The following is a 19,163-nucleotide window of genomic DNA, read 5'->3' as shown; positions in this document are numbered from 1 at the left end:
TCATCAACCTGTATTTAAAATTATGGTAAACAACTGGCTGAACATTATACAGAAGAAATTGCTGCCGCCACGTTGCGTGTTATGCGCAAGCCCGGGATACGGCGATTTAGATTTGTGCCTGGGCTGCTTGACCGACCTGCCGCGCAATCTTTCGTGCTGCTACCGTTGCGGAGAACATTTCGAGACCGCGATTGATATGCCGCAACTCTGTGGCCGCTGCCTGAAAAAATCGCCGGCCTTCGACGAGACCTATGCGCCGTTTTTATACCAAAGCCAGATGCGCTATTTGATCGGCCAATTAAAGTTTGCCAACGATTACAAAAACGCCCGCTTAATCGCGGCCCTGCTAGCCGAGCATATCGCGGAAAGTGCCGAATTGCCGGATTGTCTGTTACCGGTACCACTGCATCCCAAGCGCTATCGGCAGCGCGGCTTCAACCAATCGATAGAAATCGCCCGGCATTTGTCCCGGCAACTCCGTATACCACTGGATTTACATAGCTGCGTTCGCCAGCGCGATACCGGCCACCAAACCGGCTTACCGGCCAAGCAGCGCCGGAAAAACATGCGTTTGGCTTTCAAGATTATCAAGCCCCTGACTTTTCAACATATCGCGATTATCGATGATGTCATGACTACGGGCGCGACTGCCTCGGCGCTGGCTGCTACGCTAAAACAAGCCGGAGTCAGCAAGGTCGACGTCTGGGTTTGCGCCCGCGCCTGAAACGGAATCTCAATTATCCTGGACGGCCGAGGCGGTGAGTGGCAAACCAGAATTTTGCAAGGTGTTGAGAGCAGCCAGCAACTTTTCCCGCCGCGAACCGAGCAGTTGAAACCCGTGCATCAGCATAGTGATTTCATCCTGCAGATTGTGTTGATCGACGCCCATGACATTTAAAGCCTCGACCGCCGACGCCAGCGCCAACTCGTGCCGACTTTGGTAAGGCCGTTTAAAGCGGGTCTGAAAGCCGTCCCGCAATTTTTGCAGCAATTCTTCGAAATGCTGTTCGGTGAAATCCTCGGCCTGCATGCGTTCCAGCAACACCTGCTCGGCATCGAATACCTCAGTGTGAAAAGCCTGCCGATAAGCCGCGCATAATTGTTCCACCAAGTTTTTATGCTGTTCTTGCTGTCCTTGTAGCTGCGCCACCAATCGCGCCGCATTTTCTTCCAGGCTGAACATCGGCCGTTGATAACGCATCGCATGCAAAGCCTCCAGCGTCGCCACCAGTTCGACCAATCTGGGCTCAGCATAATTTTCGGTTTCCAGCCAGCGATAAAACAGCGGCTTGAAGGCATTCGGAAAACGGCCGAATTGCTCGCAGTAGGTTTCTACAAATTCGCCGATAAAGCGTTCCAGCGCCGGTTGATCGAGCAGTTGCTGCTTCATCGCCAACAACAACCTCCGACTCAACTCACTGATACTCATTTCCGCTCTATCAGCAGGACTTAGCGAGTTAACCGGCTCAGCATCGGCATCATCACCCACAATTTGCCTGGTCGGCGTAGCGCTTAACAGCCTTTGCCAGTACTCCACCAACCCGGTACCTGCGGTTTCGCACCCGATGTGCTTGATAATATTATCCGCCAAGGCCAGCAAACAGCGACTGGCCGGGGAGTTGACGACCAAATCCACTACCGACATCTGTAAAGCCACGGCTTTGGGCAGATTCTCGTCGCGAATCACAAAGCCGCCGTACTCCACTTTCAATTTCAAGCATTTTTCCGCCACGGCGGCAAACCGCCGATAGGTATCGGTCGCAGCCGGGTAGTCCACGGCCTGATTGACCACGACGCGCAGGCTGCCCGTATACTGGCGGGTATTCAAAGACTTCAGCAGCGCAAAGGCATCGGTTAGCGCCGCAGGATCACCGCTGACCACTAAAAAAGTTGATTGCGCCAATTCGATAAAGCGCAACAGCGTTTCCGTATGCGTCGCAGCCGTGTCGATCAAAAAATAATCGAATTGCGTTTCCAGATCCGCCAACGCAGCCGCCAGCCTATGTGTCTGCTCGGCGGAGACCGGCGCACCACCCATTAGATGCGCAGCTGACACGACGCCAACACCGTCGCCGGTTTTCAGCAACACCTCAGCAATGGCCTTTTCACCGCGTAACACCTGCTCCAAGCGATGTGCCGGCCGCAGCCCGAGCAAAGTAATGATATTGGACAAGCCGGTATCGACATCGACTACGCAGACCCGCTTGCCGCGCAAAGCCATTGCCGCCGCTACATTAGCCACCACACTGGTTTTACCGACGCCGCTCTTGGCACCGGCAAACACGATAAGGTGCGGTTTTGATGGGCCCTGTTCTGAGATATATAAACTGTCCATGATGGCAATGAAATAGGCTGTTTAGGTCGCGTATAGATCGGCAAACCAAACCAGCCGAATTCGAGCAATATTGTAAGCCCAATCTATAAATTCATGAATTCATACAACAAACCAAATTGTAAATGTCGGCACATAAGCGACAGCCCGGACCGTATCGCCGGCGAATGGTCGATTAGCCACCGTCTTCACGTATAATGCCCCGTCCACAAAACGACTACACATGCCATGACCACACCGCGTCTCGCCTGGGCTATTACCGGCTCAGGACACTATATAGAAGAATGTCTTGAATACATGCTGACGCTGGATAATGTTGATTTGTATTTGAGTCAGGCCGGCGAGGAAGTCTTGAAAATGTACGGTATTCGCCTGGACGACATCCGCGCCAAGATGCCGGTGTATCGGGATAAAGCCGCCTCGGCGCCACCGGTCGGTTTGTTCTACAAAGGTCATTACCACACCTTTGTCATGGCCCCCACTACCTCCAACACCATCGCCAAATGCGTGCTGGGCATCGCCGATTCATTGGTCACCAATTTGTATTCCCAAGCTGGCAAATGCCGCGTGCCCAGCATCGTCTATCCCTGCGACACGCTGCCGGAGATCGAAACCACGGCACCCGGCAAGAAAAAATTCATGGTCTATCCGCGCCCCATCGACTTGGAAGCCACCGACAAAATCCGCAGCTTTCCTTACACTCAAGTAGTTGATGATGTCGAACAGCTAATCGTCGCCGTCAACACGCGATTGGCCAGTCTATGACCGAACGCATCCTGATCATCACCGGCCGACTGGCGGAAAAGCAAGTCCGGCAAGTATTAGAAAAAATGCAGCCGGATTTTCAATACAAAGTCTATGTGATGGGCGTGACGGTGGCGGCGCTGATTACCAGCGACATGATCATCCGCCGTCTGCCGGACGCGCAAGGCGCTGACCGGGTGATTTTACCGGGCCGCTGCCGCGGCGATGTTGACGCATTAGCACAACACTTTGGTGTGCCATTCGAACGCGGTCCAGAGGAAATCAAGGACTTGCCGCAGCATTTTGGCATGGCTGCCCAGCATTACGACCTCAGCCAATACCAAACCAAAATTTTCGCGGAAATTACCGACGCGCCCAGCATCAGCGTCGAGGCAGTCGTCGAGCGCGCTTATTACTACCAAGCCAACGGCGCGGATGTGATCGACATCGGCTGCCTGCCCGGCACGCCGTTTCCGCATCTGGCCGAGTGCATCCGCACCCTGAAACAGGAAGGCTTCACCGTCAGCATTGACTCCTTGGAAGACGCCGACCTGCTGGCCGGCGGCCAGGCCGGCGCTGACTACATGCTCAGCCTGACCACCAAAAGCTTGTGGATTGCCGACGAGGTAGCGACCACGCCGATTCTGATTCCGGAAACTCACGGCGACCTAAGTACGCTGGATAAAGCCATCGAAATCTTGAGCGCGAAAAACCGCGCCTTCATCGTCGATCCCATCCTTGACCCGATTCACTTTGGTTTCACCGACTCCATTGTCCGCAATCATGAGTTCCGCCGCCGCTATCCGGACGTAGAAATGATGATGGGCGTCGGCAATCTCACCGAACTGACTCACGCCGACACCTCCGGCATCAACGCAATGCTGCTAGGAATATGCTCGGAGCTGAATATCAACCATATTCTGGCTACTGAAGTCAGTAAACACGCACGCCGCGCCATCAAGGAAGCCGACAGCGCCCGGCGCATCATGTACACCGCCAAGCAGCACAATACCCTGCCCAAGCATATCGCGCCGGATTTGCTGACCGTGCATGACAGCTCGCCGTTTTTGAACAGCCGCGAGGAAATCGAAAGTTTGGCCGCGGAAATTAAAGACCCCAGCTACCGCATTCAGGTCAGCAGCGACGGCATTCATGTATTTAACCGCGATGGCCTGCACACCGCACAAGACCCATTTGATTTATACCCCAAACTGCACGTCGAAACCGACGGCGGCCACGCCTTTTACCTGGGTGTGGAACTGGCCCGAGCCGAGATAGCCTGGCAGTTGGGCAAGCGCTTCACCCAGGATCAGCAATTGAGTTGGGGCTGTGCCGCGCAAGGCACCGAGCCGGCGGTGGATTTACATACATTCAAACCCGCCGGCAACACCTTAAAAAAGCACGAAGACTAAGCCGTTTGTCGGTTGCGCTTGTCGTAAACTCGACAAAGCTTCAATTCATTTCTGCATTAGTCTCGCCAAAACCCCACTATTCCAGGCTCAGTTCATTTGGTATTGGTCTTGCTTGTTTCTAGGCTAAATCCCATTCACCCGAACGAGCCCTCGCACATGCCCGAGTTTCCGTTAAAACTGGCGGTCGCCACCAAGGACAACATTTCCATCAACGAACATTTCGGCCATGCCACGAAGTTTTCCGTGTATAGCGTCTCCGAAGCCAGTTGCGAATTATTAGAAACCCGCGAAGTGGCCAATTACTGCCTGGGCCAGCATACCGACGAGTCCGCAATGCCCGGCATTTTGGCAACCATTAAAGACTGTTACGCAGTGTTCGTGGCGCGTATCGGCGACGGCCCCACCGCCAAAGTCCATGCTATCGGCGTGCGCGCGGTTTCTGAATACGCCTATGCGGCGGTTGAAGAATCCTTGCTGGACTATGCCAAGCGCACCGCAGCCGGCGAGGAGATCGGATGACCCCTGAGCATGTGCAGCAATGGGTAAAAGATCACCCCCTCAGTCCGATTCACGTCGATTGCGCGGTGACGGTGATGCTGAAAATCATCGACGGCAAATGCAAAATGCGCCCGACCGAAACAGTGGTGATGGCGCTGCTGTACGACTGCGTCAAACACTTGCCCGGGCAACTGCTGCAAGACGATCTACATCCCTTGATTGCAAGCGCCCGCACTCGCGAAGACGACGAAGCCCTGAAAAATCTGATTTACGAAAAACGTCTGATGGCGGAAACCGCAATTTCACGGCCGGTCATGAAGGGCTTTAAAGCCATGATCCGCGAGCAAGGCTTGCTGGAGCGTCGGGATACAGAAGAAACGGAAGCCTAAGTCGCGTTCAATCGAAAAAATCGCAGCTCATCTGTCCGCCCAAGCTTGGTGGACGAAATAAATCGCTACGCAATGCCGGCAGCGAACCGGTTAAATCCAGCTTTCTGGTGATTAACTTGAAGCGCTGCGCCAGCAAATCGGCGTAACTGCCGCTGCCACGCTGGCGCAGATGAAACCCTGCATCGTAAGCTTTGCCGCCGCGGCTGTCCCTGACTCGATTCATCACATGCTCGGCTTTTAATGGGTAGTTTTGTTGCAGCCATTCTGCAAATAAATCCGCCGTTTCCAAGGGCAGGCGCAGCAGTATGTAGTGCACGCTTTGCGCGCCGGCCGTATGAGCCGCGCTGACGATGCTTTCCAGTTCGTAATCGGTGAGAACAGGGATTAAAGGCGCCACCATCACCCCAACCGGAATCCCGGCTTCCCGTAAGCGCGCTACTGCCTCCAAACGACGTTGCGGCGCAGCGGCGCGCGGCTCCAGCGTCCTGGCAAGCGTTCTGTCCAGCGTGGTAATCGACAGGTAGACGCAAACCAAACCCTGCCCGGCCATCGGCGCCAAAATATCAATGTCGCGTTCGATCAAGGCCGATTTGGTGACGATACTGACTGGATGCCGCGTCTCTGCCAACACCTCCAAAATTTGCCGCATGATGCGCTGCTGCCGTTCCAGCGGTTGATAAGGATCGGTATTGGTACCCAAAGCCAGCGGCGCGCAACGATAATTGCGTCTGGCCAACTCTTCGCGCAACAACCGGGCCGCGTCGGGTTTAACCAGAATTTTGCTCTCGAAATCCAACCCGGCGGAATAGCCTAAGTAGGCATGGGTCGGCCTGGCAAAGCAATAAATACAAGCATGCTCGCAACCGCGATACGGGTTTATCGACCGATCAAACGGAATATCCGGCGAATCGTTATAGGTAATCACCGATTTGCTGCTATCGATAATGACTTCGGTGGGCAACGGCGGCAACGCTGCATCCAAACAGCCCCAGCCGTCGTCTTCAGCCTGCCTGTTCAATTTTTCAAACCGACCGACTGCATTACTGATACTGGCGCGACCTTTGTAAATTAATGGCTTAGGCATAGCATCATCTTCAAGCAATTGATAACTGGGCAAAGGGATTATACCCAGCACGCGCCAATCTCCAGATAGTCGCACAGATTTTGCCACCCGAATTTGGCTTTACCGGTTCAGCGTCTAATCTTACATCCGCTCTTGAACACTCATCAGACGAGGGCCAGACAAACGACGAAAAAGCCGCTAACCAAATATATCACCGGGTTTAATTCAAGTTATCTGCTGCCAAATCGACAGTAACGTCGGTTGCTATCAAAACGGCCTCACTAGCACACTCATTCTGGCAGGGAGCTAACTATTGAAAGGGGAGCACCGACCGCGAGAAAAATCCAAGCTTCATAACCGTCAAGAACATGAAGGCGAACGGTATTTAAACAACGGGAAAAATCACAGCGCAAAAAAAGCTCGCATCGCTGCAAGCCTTAGTTTTGTTTGGGACAATAATGACCGCGGCGTCTAGTTAATTAAAAACTCCGAGAAAAACACATCACGAAAACCGTCGCTATTTTGAATTTTGCTCAACAGATCAGTTATCACTTGTTTGGTTTTCAAGCGTAAGGCTTCGCGCTGTTCCATACTTTGCAGGTCGGCACTTTTCATGCCGCTAAGCATCATTATCATTTCATGGCGCAGAACCGGCATATGCTTTTTAATGACTTCCAAATGATCGGCACCTTCCACCAGTAACTGCACGTTCAACATCAGGTATTTTTTTGGCTCGGCCAGATTGACGGTAAACTTGGGTTTCATCTCCAGATACTCTATGACCGGCCCGGCGCTTTCGTCGGCTTTTTTCTCGCCGGAGTTCGCCCAGGTCATCGCCGGCAACAGCATCAAACTGATCAACAAAATAAATGTTCGCACGGATTCCTCATATAATGTAGTGACTACACCAAAAGTATATTCCAATTTCGCCATTTGACACCATGAAACCACAAGCTATCGGCCCGGTCATGATCGACATCGAGGCCCACAGCCTCAGTGCGCTGGACAAAGAAAAAATCGCTCATCCCAATACCGGCGCCTTAATCCTATTTTCCCGAAACTACGACAATCCTCGACAAGTCGCTGACTTAATCAAACAGATCCGCGCTGCACGCAACGGTGACATCCTGATCGCGGTCGATCAGGAAGGTGGCCGCGTGCAACGCTTTCAAAATGGCTTTACCCGCCTGCCGGCGGCGGCTTTTTACGCCGAACAACCTGAGTTGGCAGAAGCTGCCGGCTGGCTGATGGCCAGCGAACTGCTGGCCGTGGATGTGGATTTCAGCTTCGCGCCGGTATTGGATGTGGATTGCGGGGTTAGCGAGATCATCGGTAACCGCTCGTTTTCCCAAGACGCAAAATTAGCCGCAGAACTGGCCGGCGCATTTCGGCAAGGCATGCGCAGCGCCGGCATGGCTGCCACCGGCAAACACTTCCCTGGTCACGGCGCGGTGGCACTGGATTCGCATTTGACGCTACCCGTCGACGAACGCGATCTGGAAACCATCCGCCAACAAGATTTACTGCCGTTCAAACAATTGATAGCGCAAGGCCTGGAGGCCATCATGCCGGCTCATGTGGTTTATCCGCAAGTAGACCGTTACCCGGCCGGCTTTTCCAGCTTCTGGTTACAGACCATTCTGCGCGGCGAACTGGGTTTCGATGGCGCCATATTCAGCGACGATCTGAGTATGGAAGGCGCGGCCAGCATAGGCGATTTCACCGAACGCGCCGGCTTGGCCCAACAGGCCGGCTGCGATATGCTGCTGGTTTGCAATAATTCGACAGCGGCGGAGCAAGTGCTGGATAAACTGCCCATCAGCCAAAACAGCAAACGCGAACAACGCCTGCAAGCGATGCGCGGCAAATGCCAGCTAGACAAAGATGCCTTAGCAAAAAGTGACAAATGGCAAACCATTTCCAAACAAATCAAGGAGTTTTATGAAGCCCATGCTTGAAGAAATCGGCATTGTTAAACAGCAAGCACTGCTGCTCCACAGCGCCGAGGAAGTCGAAGCGGCATTGGATAGCATGGCGGCGGCGATCACCGACAAACTGCAAGACAGTAATCCCTTGGTGTTGTGCGTCATCAACGGCGGCATCATCGCTACCGGCAAGTTACTGCCGCGCCTGGACTTTCCGTTGAATCTGGACAGCGTCCACGCCAGCCGTTACCGCAACGCCACCTCGGGCAGCGACATACATTGGCTGTTCAAACCGACCACGCCATTGGCCGGCCGCACGGTATTGGTAGTGGACGATATTCTCGACGAAGGCCATACCTTACAAGCGATAGTCGAATATTGCCAAGAGCAAGGCGCCAGCGCCGTTTATACCGCCGCACTGTTCGACAAAGACCTGCAAATCACCAAACCTATCAAGCCTGACTTTATCGGCCTCACTGTCGCCAATCATTACTTGTTCGGTTACGGTATGGATTACAAGGGTTATCTTAGAAATGCACCAGGCGTTTATGCCTGCAAGGAAGTGTTATGACATTGGCAATCATCGGCGGCACCGGCCTCACCCAAATCGAAGCACTCACCATCACCGGTGAGGAACGCCTGACCACACCTTTCGGCGAGCCATCCGCGCCTTATTTGCTTGGCGAGCTAAACGGCAAAAAATTGGTGTTCCTGGCCAGACACGGCAATCCGCATCGAATCCCGCCGCACAAGATCAACTACCGAGCTAATATCTGGGGTTTAAAACAACTAGGCGTTACTGAGATAATCGGTGTAGCGGCAGTCGGCGGTATCGGCGCGAAAATGGCGCCGGCCGTTCTTGCCATTCCTGATCAATTGATAGACTACAGCTACGGCCGCGAGCATACGTTTTTTGCCGAAGATCTGGAGCATGTCACGCATATCGATTTCACCGAGCCCTATACGCCTTCATTACGCGCCAGAATTATTCAAGCCGCGCAACAGGCAAACATTTCCCTCACCCCATCAGGCACTTACGGCTGCACCCAAGGGCCAAGGCTGGAAACGGTTGCCGAAATTAAACGCATGGCTAACGACGGTTGCGATTTGGTGGGCATGACCGGCATGCCGGAAGCCGCGTTGGCACGCGAATTGGATTTGGCTTATGCCAACATCTCGGTGGTTGCAAATTGGGCGGCCGGCGTGGTCGAGGGCGAAATCACCATGGCCGAGATCGAGAAAAACTTGGAAGTTGGCATGACCAATGCCATCGCCTTGCTGAAAGCAACGGTATTGTTCAACGACTAGCAGAAACAGAAACGGATTTTGACGAGGCCCGGATGCCCCGCCAAAATCCGCGAATTTGGGAAACGCAGATTACATTTCCCGAACCTTTGCAAAGCGCTTATCTTTTCGTGCCACCGCTGTGAAGTACATCATTGCGGTAAGCTGAGTTGGCGGAGTCTTCGGCGATATTTTTTGCCGCAGTAGCATATTTATCATGCTCGGCATTTTTTACCATCAGTACGGCGCCAGCCGCCAGTACGACAGCAATGACGATATAGAGCCAGAAATTATCTTTTTCTTGTACTTCACTCATTTTGTACCTTCCTTTTGTTGTTTGTGATGGTGGTGCTGAAAAAATTTCAACGGGGCAAAAGATAACAAACGGAAGCTTATATTTTTTGATATACATCAAACTTTTTATGGTTGTTGAATTTTATGCCTAGTCGCCGCCTATTTCTAAAGCATTCCGGTATTTTGCTGACCGCGGCTTTATTGACCGGCAAATTCGCAAACGTCCTTGCCGAGAGGTTGGCAACGCATTTTGCCGCCGACGACTTCATCACCCTTTACACGCAACTTATCGATAAGCGAACGGTGACAAGCAGCAACCAACTCAATTTGATCCTGCCCGAGATTGCTGAAGATGGCGCGGTGGTACCGGTCAGCATTACCAGCGAGCTGGAAGGCATCGAGAAACTGTATCTATTCGCCGATAAAAATCCCACGCCGCTGCTGGCGGAATTCGAACTCACACCACTCATCGCACCCCAGCTCACGGCGCGGATTAAATTAGCGGAATCTTGCAACGTGATTTTGCTTGCGGAACACAACGGAGCGCTACTGCGCACCAGCCGCTGGGTTAATGTGATGCGCGGCGGCTGCGGAACAGGTTGATATGACCAACAGTATAAAAATCAGAAGCCAACGGCGCGACGGCTATACGGAAGTTAAATTGCTGATCACGCACCCAATGGAAAACGGCCGCAATCGCGACGCCAACGGCGAATTGATTCCGGCGCATTTTATCGAGCGGTTACTGGTTAAATTAAACGATCAACTAATCCTAACCACCAATATGGCCGGCAGCCTATCCAAAAATCCGTTTTTTACGTTTAGATTAAAAGCAGGAAATAGCGGCGATAGACTCAGTGCCGAATGGACTGACAATAGACAAAACCAAGATCACGCCGAGCACGTGCTCGACTGAAGCATAGGCTAGTTAAGAATAATTTCGGCGGTCTGATTTCGGGCGCTAGCCACCAGAAAACTCAACGGCGATGCAGCAAATTGCCGTTCCAACTGCGCCAGCAGTTCCTCAGCCCGTTGCGGGTTGGCAACCGCGCAAAATCCGGTCGGCCCCCACGAAGTTTGACCTATCGCCACCGCGCCGTGCTCAGCCAGACTAGCCATCGCTGCCGCAACATCCGGACTGGTAAACACCCCACCCTGCACCGGCGCGAAGTGTTCGCCCACCGCCTGCTGCAACGCAGTAATCACTTCGCCGAATTTATTAAGATTGCCTTCAGCCAACGCCGGCAAACCCTGCATCAATAGCAAGTAACATAAGCGCTCGGCCTGGGTTTGCGGAAACGACGGCAATTGCTGAAAAGCGCTGACCTCCTGTTCGCCATGCAAACCTTGGCCGCGTTGATCAAACACCAAAATAAACCGCCAGTCTCCCGGCACCGCCATTTGCGCAATCATGGGCGGAGTTTTGGTGTCGGGTCCGCGACCGCCGTCCACCACCAAGCCGCCTGTTTCGAAGATACCGATACCAATACCGGAACGCGCACCGCGATCAGAGAGTTGGGCTATTTCCCGCACCGACAGATCCAAACCGTAAAAAGCATTCAACGCTGCACCAACAGCCAGAGCCATTTGCGTACCCGATCCTAAGCCAATATGTTCAGGAATGGCATGGTCGATAGTGATATTGAGTGCATCGGAAACGCCCAGCAGCTGACAAAATTGCCGGGTACATTTCAGCGCGCGCTCGGCGGACGGACCGCTGACTTGCAGGGTATCCGCGGCGGTTATGCTGAGCTGGGTATTGATTTCGTTCAGCGCCAAACCGATGCTACCGAAATGCCGCCCCAAAGCCCCGCTTAAATCGATAAAGCCCATATGCAAGCGAGCCGGTGCTATGACCGTCACTGATTGGTACCGCGCTTTCACCACCTGGATTCCGTCAAATACTAAGGAGCCGGCATTATAGCGGATGATGTTGGCGGGCCGAGATAAAATCAGCCACTTGGTGTAGATCGGCCATGAGAAAATCGGCGTGTTCGACAGCCCAGGCATCCGCCGGCTGTAACGACGGCACGAAGACGCAAGACGCCCCAGCAGCCAAAGCGGCGCGGACGCCGGTAGGCGAATCTTCCAACACCAAACAGTCCTCAACCTGTTGAGCCAATTCTGCGGCAGCGCGCAAAAAAATATCCGGAGCCGGCTTTGCCGCGGCGACCATATCGCCGGCAACGATATAAGAAAAAACATCCGTCAATCCGGCCCAGGCCAGGCATTGTTGCGCTGCCGCCAGTGCGCTATTCGTTGCCAGACAGAACGGCAAACGATACAGAGACAATACCTCCAACACGGCGAAAAAACCCGGTTTTACGGCGATACCGTGTTGCTGCACATGCGCAAGCCAATAATCGCTACTCAATTGTTGAAACTTGTGCAGATTGAAACCCGGACCACACTGCACCTGCAAACGCTGAGTCACTATTTTTCCGGAACAACCGGACAAGCTATCCCAAAATTCAGCCGGCAGCGCAAAACCAAGCTCATCTGCCCCGGCCTGCCAAGCCTGAACATAAGTCGGTTCGCTATCCAAAACCAGACCGTCCATATCGAAAATGACCGCCCGCCAATGCCGATCTGTCACCGGATGACCTTAATAAACTCGCCTATGGCTTCCCGATTCGAACCGACTACTATGCGCTGAACACCGTCTTGATCGACTTCCAACTGCCCGGCCACGCGAATCCGTTCACCGATTTGTGCCTGACCATTGTAAGTCGCAGTAAAACACACCACGCTATCAACTTGGGGATGTTTGATGGCAAACCGAGCGGGATAATCGAAACTGAATTGGTCTTCACACACTTCGGCGTCGATAGTGATGAAGCCCAGTTTACGATAACTTTTATCCTGTGCTTCCGGATCGGCGACCGCCAGCGACAAATCGAATTTGCGCCCATTGATCATGCCCTTGTTGTACTTGCGCTGCTCGTGCCAGACATATTCGTCAAAGGCAAAATCGCAGGCTCGCCGCTGGTAAGCCTCCAACCAGTCTTCATCGTTTAATGCCTGGCAACGATCTTCGGCAATCAAGGCTTGGACGATATTGCGCGCACGATGAAACTCGCCACGCTCGTAGCACACCAGATCAATATCGGAACTGTGTTTTTGCATAGCCACCAGCAGCGAGCCGGTCACGCCGAAACGGCTAAGGTCCAAGCCATTGGACCGCAACAAGCCGCACAGTTTATGCAAATCGGCCAATACCGGATCGCCGGGCTCCTCAGCCAACAAACGTTGCAATAATTTTTGAGGCTGATAATGCCGAACAATAGCGGCACTGGGCACGGCGTGTAAATGCGCATCAAGCAGTGCCGAATAATGCAGATACTGAGGGCAATATTGCTCAAGATGTTGGTTCGCCAATGCGGTGTCGACCTTGCGCCAAACGCCCTCCAGACAGAGGTAACGCAGAAAACATAGGACCTTCCCATTTTCCTGGCCCTGCACAACGACCGCGAAAATCAATCCTTCCGCAGTTTCTATAAAATCTTTGGCTCGATACACGGTTTTAATTGAACTCCACCCGGTTACGGCCGCCTTGCTTGGCCTTGTACAAAGCGGCGTCTGCCGCCTCCAGCATCTCCAGCGCGGTTCTATATTGGCCGACATAGGTTGCCACGCCCAAACTCAGGCTAACGCACTGAGTCTCGGTGTCGCCGTAAACGATGTTTTTTTCAAAAACTTGCCGGCGAATATTTTCAGCAAGCTTAAGGGCATCTTGCAAAGCCGTATCGGGCAGGATCGCCACGAACTCCTCGCCACCGTAGCGACAAATGAGATCACTGCTACGCTCCAATTGCTCCGTGAGAACTTTCGCCACCGCAATCAAACACCCATCGCCTTGCGGGTGCCCCAAGGTGTCGTTATATTTCTTAAAGTGATCGATATCGCAAATAATCAAAGACAACGGCGCTTTATTGCGGCGAGACAGCGCAAACTGCATGGCAAGATTGCTATCGAAATGGCGGCGATTGCCCAAGCCGGTTAATTGATCGCGCAGTGATAAACGCTCCAATTCCCGATTGGCGGCCTGCAATTCCCGCTGAGTGGTTTGCAGCTTTTGCCGCATCACATAAATCCGCTCCATCGCGATCACTGTCAATCGCAAACGGGTAGGATTCAGCGGCTTAGGCAGATAGGCGTCGCCGCCGGCCAAAATACCGTTAACGAACGACTCATCATCGTCGTGCATCGTAAAAAAAATGATGGGAAACCAATCGGCCTTTTTTAGCTCGCGGATGGCTTTCGTGGCCTCGAAACCGCTCAGCAAGGGCATTTCCACATCCATCAAAATTAAATCCACGTCTTGGTCGCCGACATATTGCAAGGCTTCGGAACCGTTTTCCGCATAGGACACCGCATGCCCCATTTCTTTCAGGCATTCCGCAACCAGCTGCCTGATCACTTTACTATCATCGACCACCAATATTTTCATTGTTCTTTTAGTTGGCTTAAGCAGACTCTAGGATTCTAGCGTAATTAATTGAACTCACAGAAAACAATTGATAAAACCGAGTCAATCCCCTATCCTCGCCCGCTGGCTTTTCAGCCTACCAACAATCCGTTATTCCCCTCCAAACCTTAGGAGAAATCATGAAGATCGGTGTTCCAAAAGAAGTTCACGACGGCGAAAAGCGCGTCGCTACCACGCCCGAGGCCGCTGAAAAAATCATCAAACTAGGTTTTGAAGTACTGGTGGAAAGCGGCGCCGGCGACAATGCCAATATTTCCGATGACGCTTATCGGGCGGCCGGCGTGCAAGTGGTCGCCTCGGCGCAGGAATTATGGCAACAGAGCGATATTGTCATGAAAGTCCGCGCTCCCGAATTTCATCCGCAACTGGCTATCGACGAAGCCGACTTGCTGCGCGAAGGCCAGCAATTGATCAGCTTTATCTGGCCGGCGCAAAACGAAGCACTAATGCAAAAATTGGCCGCCAAAAAAGTCTCTGTGTTGGCCATGGACAGCGTGCCGCGTATGTCCCGCGCCCAAAAAATGGACGCCCTGAGTTCCATGGCCAATATCGCCGGTTATCGGGCCATCGTAGAAGCCGCGCAACATTTTGGCCGCTTCTTCACCGGTCAAATCACCGCTGCCGGAAAAATCCCGCCCGCCAAAGTGTTAGTGATCGGTGCCGGCGTCGCAGGTCTGGCCGCGATTGGCGCTGCGAAAGGCATGGGTGCCATTGTCCGCGCCTTCGACACCCGGCCGGAAGTGAAAGAACAAATCGAGAGTATGGACGCCGAGTTCCTGATGCTGGACTTTCAGGAAGACGGCTCCGGCACCGGCGGTTACGCCAAAACCATGTCCAAGGAATTTATTGAAGCCGAGATGGCTTTGTTTGCCCAACAAGCCAAGGAAGTGGACATCATCGTCACCACCGCCTTGATCCCCGGCAAACCGGCCCCCGAGCTGATTACTGCCGAAATGGTGGCGTCAATGAAGCCCGGCAGTGTGATCGTGGATTTGGCTGCCGAACAAGGCGGTAACTGCGCGCTCACCGAGAAAAACCAGGTGGTGGTAAAGCACGATGTGACCATTATCGGTTACACCAATTTGCCCAGTCGCTTGGCTAATCAATCCAGCCAGCTTTACGCCACTAATCTGCGGCATCTGCTCACCGACCTTACCCCTGGCAAAGACGGCAACACTGTCATCAACATGGAAGACGAGGTGATACGCGGCGCGACCGTGATTAAGGAAGGCAATATCACTTGGCCGCCGCCACCGCCCAAACTGTCCGCTGCCCCCAAACAAGCGGCAGCCGCCGAAGCAGCCGCCGCAGTGGAAACCAAATCTTTGATACCGGAACCGATAAAGCAATGGTTGCCGATTGCCTTGGCTGCTCTGGTGTTCTTTGCGGTCGGAGCGACGGCACCTACGTCGTTTTTGTCGCACTTCACGGTGTTTGTATTGGCTTGCTTTGTAGGCTACCAGGTGATTTGGAACGTCTCACCGTCGCTACACACACCGTTAATGAGTGTGACCAACGCCATCAGTGGCATCATCGTGATCGGTGCTCTGGTGCAGGTGTCCTCGCCTGACTCCATAATCGGAATTTTGTCGGCGGTGGCCATTCTGATCGCATCCATCAATATTGCCGGCGGCTTTCTCGTGACACGCCGCATGCTTGAAATGTTTAGAAAATAAGGAGAGCTACATGTCAAACGGTCTAGTTACGATGGCATACATCGCAGCCTCGATTCTATTCATTCTCAGCCTCAGCGGCTTGAGCAAGCAGGACACAGCGCGGCGCGGCAATTATTACGGCATGACCGGGATGGCGATTGCGATTGCAGCCACGGTATTCGGCGGCAGTGTGACCGCCTACGTCATACTCACGATTGCCTTGCTGATCGGTGGCTTCATCGGCACCAAAGCCGCCGCCAAAGTGGAAATGACGCAAATGCCGGAGCTGGTGGCACTGATGCACAGCTTGGTTGGGATGGCGGCGGTATTGGTCGGCTACGCCAACGCCATGGATCACTCCAACAGTTTGGTCGGCGCCGAAAAAACCATCCACGAAGTGGAAACCTACATCGGTATATTTATTGGTGCGGTGACCTTTTCCGGTTCGGTGATCGCCTTCGGCAAGCTCTGCGGTCGCATCAGCGGCAAGCCGGTGTTGTTGCCAGCACGGCATTGGCTAAACCTGGCCATGCTGGTCGTTACCGTGATTTTGGGCGGCAGCTTTCTGAGCGCGGCAGAAAGCGGTGGCGGTATGCTGCCGCTGGCGATTATGACGGTGATTGCTTTGGTATTTGGGGTACACATGGTGATGGCCATCGGCGGCGCCGACATGCCGGTGGTGGTATCGATGCTGAACAGCTATTCCGGTTGGGCGGCAGCGGCTACCGGCTTCATGCTCAGCAATGACTTACTGATCGTCACCGGCGCCTTGGTCGGCTCCAGCGGTGCGATTTTGAGTTACATCATGTGCCGGGCGATGAATCGACACTTTCTCAGCGTGATTGCCGGCGGGTTCGGTAGCGCGGGTGGTGAAGCGGCAGAAGTGGTCGGTGAGGTACAACCCATTGAAGTGGAAGAAACAGCCCAATTATTGCTGGATGCCAAAGACATCGTGATCATTCCCGGCTATGGCATGGCCGTAGCGCAAGCACAGCACACGGTCAACGAAATCACCAAATTGCTGACCGGTCGCGGCAAAAAAGTTCGGTTTGCCATCCATCCAGTGGCTGGCCGTATGCCGGGGCATATGAACGTCTTGTTGGCTGAAGCGAAAGTGCCGTATGACATCGTGTTTGAAATGGATGAAATCAACGAAGACTTTCCACATGTGGATGTCTCCATCGTCATTGGCGCCAACGACATCGTCAACCCCTCTGCTTTGGACGACCCCAACAGCCCGATAGCCGGCATGCCGGTGCTGGAATGCTGGAAAAGTGCTGCCACTATCGTCCTGAAACGTTCGATGGCTTCAGGTTACGCCGGCGTCGGCAATCCCCTGTTCGTGCATGACAACACCCGCATGCTATTCGGAGATGCTAACGATAAATTGCAGGGCTTGTTGAAGGCTTTGCAGGGGTGACCTAAGTAATCCCATCGGTGACCGCCAATTTAGATAATTGGCGGTCACCTCAAACTGGGGAGCCGCAAAGGACAAAGAAGATTAAGCCTGTTTACGTTTCAGGCCCAGGAAACCCAGTAATCCGGTACCCATAAACCAGATCGCACCAGGCACTGGTACAGCGGCTGGCGTAATTGAAGTGACCAAATAAACGGTACTATTATCACTGCCCCATGCTCCTGCGCCATTGGTATTGATACTGTTATAGTACCAGACCCATTGCGCACTGGAATCGATACCGGAGTGGTAGCCCCAGGGCGATACTCCGTTTGCACCTTCTGCGACAATCGGGGATGCCGGATTCGCCAGCGAATCTACGTACATACTCCAACCGGTACCGCCAGTTGAAATAGTATTTGCGCCATTGCCGAATAAGTATTCGTTATTCGACAGCGTAAAAGTACCCAATGCTGCACCCGGGCCACCTTGATTGGTGACTTTTAAAATCAGATAGGAGACAGACGTGAGAGTTAAGCTGTCTACCGAAGAATACGTGCTGCCCCAATTGTTGCCGCTTAGGATAGCAGCGCTACTAATAGAGTTTGCGCTGGAGCTGACGTACGCTTCAAAGGCGTTATCGGCAGTAAAAGTGCTGGTAAGTAAAGTCGATGCTTGCGCGCCTGATATTGAGCCAGCCAGAATAAGAGCCGAAGTCAGTTTTTTCATTTTTCAGATACCTTTAAGTTATGTGAGTAGCGTAAGGTTATCACTTGGTCGTTATCGATCATATTGCCCAAAAGCATTACGACCAAGCCTCCGGTAGTAATAAGCGCTAGTAGCCTAAACCCTGACTAAATAGAGCAGAGGCTGGTTTTGCCACAAGTTAAAAAGTTGGAGTGAATTTGTTTACCTTACCATCAATCTGGAACCTGATCATTACCACCCTCGTATTCATCTGGGTAGCCAAACGTGCCCAAACTTTGCTGGATAAGCAAGATTTGCCCCGTGGCACGACACGCAGCTTGCTGGTGTTTACCTTGGCCTCGCTGCTATCCTGGGGATCAGGCGAAGCTATCGACTGGACCGAAGCGAAAATCCGGGGCAAGCCACAAATCGCCTCTCGGTCAACGGAAGAAGAGATTGCTCAGCTGTTAGAGGTTTTCAACCAAATGCAAACGGCAACCCAAACTAAATCATCAAGCTATTAACGAGACATTATGAAAAGACTGCTATTGGGATCAACGCTGGCCTTTTGTGCCCCCACCTATGCTGACAACTATTTATCGTTTAAAGCACCGAATAAAGCCGATGCGGAAACTTGGCTGAATGCCTTTACCGATGCTCAAGATATGACCCGAGACGGCATGGTGTTAAAAAGTAATTTAAAGCGGGAAGAACTCTCGGAATTGCTGAAATCGCTGCGGGCAAAAGCGGAAACCTTGTTCGGTGATGTCGTATCGCCGTTCGGTGATTGCACGAAATCGGTCGAGTCGGTCAATTGGTACTGGCAAACACAACTATCGCTCATTACCGATCCAACGAATGATACCGATAGCAAGGCGGTTAGCTTGGTTACCCTCGCCTGGGAAGGCGGCGAATATTGTGCGATATGCTCACGCATCATCAGGGCTTTGCCGTAACGCTGACCCGAATTCTTCTAGCTTTAGTTAGGACTAGTT

The 19,163-nt window shown here is 53.0% G+C and carries 23 protein-coding genes; 14 read left to right on the top strand and 9 right to left on the bottom strand.

The genetic code is table 11. The features are described 5' to 3' along the window. Positions 1-22 precede the first annotated feature (22 nt). On the top strand, positions 23-724 hold the full coding sequence (locus tag ACR02O_RS12020) for a ComFC family protein (RefSeq protein WP_458137265.1): 702 nt from the start codon (positions 23-25) through the stop codon (positions 722-724). Between the two features lie 9 nt (positions 725-733). Here ACR02O_RS12020 and ACR02O_RS12015 read toward each other — a convergent pair whose 3' ends face one another. Beyond that, complete coding sequence (locus ACR02O_RS12015; RefSeq protein WP_494521704.1) at positions 734-2,335, bottom strand: MinD/ParA family ATP-binding protein; 1,602 nt, start codon at positions 2,333-2,335, stop codon at positions 734-736. Positions 2,336-2,560: 225 nt separating this feature from the next. Here ACR02O_RS12015 and ACR02O_RS12010 point away from each other — a divergent pair, with 225 nt between their 5' ends. From ACR02O_RS12010 to ACR02O_RS11995, 4 genes are all read left to right on the top strand, one after another. Further along, positions 2,561-3,097 (top strand): flavoprotein, encoded by a 537-nt coding sequence (locus ACR02O_RS12010; protein ID WP_494521703.1) that lies wholly within the window; start codon positions 2,561-2,563, stop codon positions 3,095-3,097. Then, positions 3,094-4,488, top strand: a complete 1,395-nt coding sequence (locus ACR02O_RS12005) for a DUF6513 domain-containing protein (protein WP_494521702.1) — start codon at positions 3,094-3,096, stop codon at positions 4,486-4,488. Before ACR02O_RS12010 ends, ACR02O_RS12005 begins: the two co-directional genes overlap by 4 nt. A 156-nt stretch (positions 4,489-4,644) precedes the next feature. Next, positions 4,645-5,007, top strand: coding sequence for a NifB/NifX family molybdenum-iron cluster-binding protein (locus ACR02O_RS12000; RefSeq protein ID WP_458137262.1), 363 nt, complete (start codon positions 4,645-4,647; stop codon positions 5,005-5,007). Next, positions 5,004-5,375 (top strand): hypothetical protein, encoded by a 372-nt coding sequence (locus tag ACR02O_RS11995; RefSeq protein WP_494521701.1) that lies wholly within the window; start codon positions 5,004-5,006, stop codon positions 5,373-5,375. Before ACR02O_RS12000 ends, ACR02O_RS11995 begins: the two co-directional genes overlap by 4 nt. Before the next feature lie 7 nt (positions 5,376-5,382). Here the strand turns inward: ACR02O_RS11995 and ACR02O_RS11990 are convergent, their stop codons facing one another. Together ACR02O_RS11990 and ACR02O_RS11985 are read right to left on the bottom strand one after the other, a co-directional pair. Continuing rightward, a complete protein-coding gene (locus tag ACR02O_RS11990; protein WP_494521700.1) occupies positions 5,383-6,459 on the bottom strand; it encodes a PA0069 family radical SAM protein in 1,077 nt (358 codons plus the stop codon). A gap of 450 nt (positions 6,460-6,909) precedes the next feature. Beyond that, the gene (locus ACR02O_RS11985) at positions 6,910-7,317 is read right to left on the bottom strand and encodes a flagellar basal body-associated FliL family protein (RefSeq protein ID WP_033156742.1); all 408 of its coding nucleotides are present in this window, start codon (positions 7,315-7,317) and stop codon (positions 6,910-6,912) included. 62 nt (positions 7,318-7,379) lie between these two features. Between ACR02O_RS11985 and nagZ the strand changes: the two genes are divergently transcribed. Genes nagZ through ACR02O_RS11970 form a run of 3 tightly spaced genes read left to right on the top strand, consistent with a single transcriptional unit; the run spans position 7,380 to position 9,671 of the window. Next, positions 7,380-8,396: a beta-N-acetylhexosaminidase gene (gene nagZ, locus ACR02O_RS11980; RefSeq protein WP_319962439.1), complete on the top strand. Its 1,017-nt coding sequence runs from the start codon at positions 7,380-7,382 to the stop codon at positions 8,394-8,396. Next, entirely contained in the window at positions 8,389-8,934 is a 546-nt protein-coding gene (locus ACR02O_RS11975; protein WP_319962479.1) for a hypoxanthine-guanine phosphoribosyltransferase, read from the top strand. Before nagZ ends, ACR02O_RS11975 begins: the two co-directional genes overlap by 8 nt. Beyond that, positions 8,931-9,671, top strand: coding sequence for an S-methyl-5'-thioinosine phosphorylase (locus ACR02O_RS11970; RefSeq protein WP_494521699.1), 741 nt, complete (start codon positions 8,931-8,933; stop codon positions 9,669-9,671). Before ACR02O_RS11975 ends, ACR02O_RS11970 begins: the two co-directional genes overlap by 4 nt. Before the next feature lie 97 nt (positions 9,672-9,768). Here ACR02O_RS11970 and ACR02O_RS11965 read toward each other — a convergent pair whose 3' ends face one another. Beyond that, complete coding sequence (locus tag ACR02O_RS11965) at positions 9,769-9,963, bottom strand: hypothetical protein (RefSeq protein ID WP_033156590.1); 195 nt, start codon at positions 9,961-9,963, stop codon at positions 9,769-9,771. 122 nt (positions 9,964-10,085) lie between these two features. On the opposite strand from ACR02O_RS11965, the gene ACR02O_RS11960 reads away from it, so the two are divergent. Next, entirely contained in the window at positions 10,086-10,544 is a 459-nt protein-coding gene (locus ACR02O_RS11960) for a thiosulfate oxidation carrier protein SoxY (RefSeq protein WP_129871379.1), read from the top strand. Position 10,545: 1 nt separating this feature from the next. Further along, the gene (gene soxZ / locus ACR02O_RS11955) at positions 10,546-10,857 is read left to right on the top strand and encodes a thiosulfate oxidation carrier complex protein SoxZ (protein ID WP_033156591.1); all 312 of its coding nucleotides are present in this window, start codon (positions 10,546-10,548) and stop codon (positions 10,855-10,857) included. A gap of 8 nt (positions 10,858-10,865) precedes the next feature. On the opposite strand, the gene ACR02O_RS11950 is transcribed toward soxZ, so the two are convergent. Genes ACR02O_RS11950 through ACR02O_RS11935 form a run of 4 tightly spaced genes read right to left on the bottom strand, consistent with a single transcriptional unit; the run spans position 10,866 to position 14,391 of the window. Next, positions 10,866-11,804, bottom strand: coding sequence for a beta-ribofuranosylaminobenzene 5'-phosphate synthase family protein (locus tag ACR02O_RS11950; protein ID WP_494521698.1), 939 nt, complete (start codon positions 11,802-11,804; stop codon positions 10,866-10,868). Positions 11,805-11,859: 55 nt separating this feature from the next. Continuing rightward, complete coding sequence (locus ACR02O_RS11945) at positions 11,860-12,537, bottom strand: HAD family hydrolase (protein ID WP_494521697.1); 678 nt, start codon at positions 12,535-12,537, stop codon at positions 11,860-11,862. Beyond that, positions 12,534-13,460, bottom strand: a complete 927-nt coding sequence (locus tag ACR02O_RS11940; RefSeq protein WP_033156594.1) for a hypothetical protein — start codon at positions 13,458-13,460, stop codon at positions 12,534-12,536. The genes ACR02O_RS11945 and ACR02O_RS11940 overlap by 4 nt, the downstream gene beginning before the upstream one ends. Positions 13,461-13,464: 4 nt before the next feature. Next, positions 13,465-14,391 carry a GGDEF domain-containing response regulator gene (locus ACR02O_RS11935; protein WP_033156595.1) on the bottom strand — a complete coding sequence of 309 codons (927 nt, stop codon included), beginning with the start codon at positions 14,389-14,391 and terminating at the stop codon, positions 13,465-13,467. 158 nt (positions 14,392-14,549) lie between these two features. Between ACR02O_RS11935 and ACR02O_RS11930 the strand changes: the two genes are divergently transcribed. Both ACR02O_RS11930 and pntB read left to right on the top strand, forming a co-directional pair. Beyond that, positions 14,550-16,106 (top strand): Re/Si-specific NAD(P)(+) transhydrogenase subunit alpha, encoded by a 1,557-nt coding sequence (locus ACR02O_RS11930; protein WP_033156596.1) that lies wholly within the window; start codon positions 14,550-14,552, stop codon positions 16,104-16,106. Between the two features lie 10 nt (positions 16,107-16,116). Beyond that, a complete protein-coding gene (gene pntB, locus ACR02O_RS11925; RefSeq protein ID WP_033156597.1) occupies positions 16,117-17,505 on the top strand; it encodes a Re/Si-specific NAD(P)(+) transhydrogenase subunit beta in 1,389 nt (462 codons plus the stop codon). An 81-nt stretch (positions 17,506-17,586) separates the two neighbouring features. Here pntB and ACR02O_RS11920 read toward each other — a convergent pair whose 3' ends face one another. Next, positions 17,587-18,210, bottom strand: a complete 624-nt coding sequence (locus ACR02O_RS11920) for a hypothetical protein (protein ID WP_033156598.1) — start codon at positions 18,208-18,210, stop codon at positions 17,587-17,589. A gap of 176 nt (positions 18,211-18,386) precedes the next feature. Here ACR02O_RS11920 and ACR02O_RS11915 point away from each other — a divergent pair, with 176 nt between their 5' ends. Together ACR02O_RS11915 and ACR02O_RS11910 are read left to right on the top strand one after the other, a co-directional pair. Further along, complete coding sequence (locus tag ACR02O_RS11915; protein ID WP_033156744.1) at positions 18,387-18,692, top strand: hypothetical protein; 306 nt, start codon at positions 18,387-18,389, stop codon at positions 18,690-18,692. A 9-nt stretch (positions 18,693-18,701) separates the two neighbouring features. Next, complete coding sequence (locus ACR02O_RS11910; RefSeq protein ID WP_033156599.1) at positions 18,702-19,124, top strand: hypothetical protein; 423 nt, start codon at positions 18,702-18,704, stop codon at positions 19,122-19,124. Positions 19,125-19,163 lie beyond the last annotated feature (39 nt).

The organism is Methylomonas sp. PHL2-19, assembly GCF_059331595.1.
This window is presented reverse-complemented; position numbering and strand designations above follow the sequence as displayed.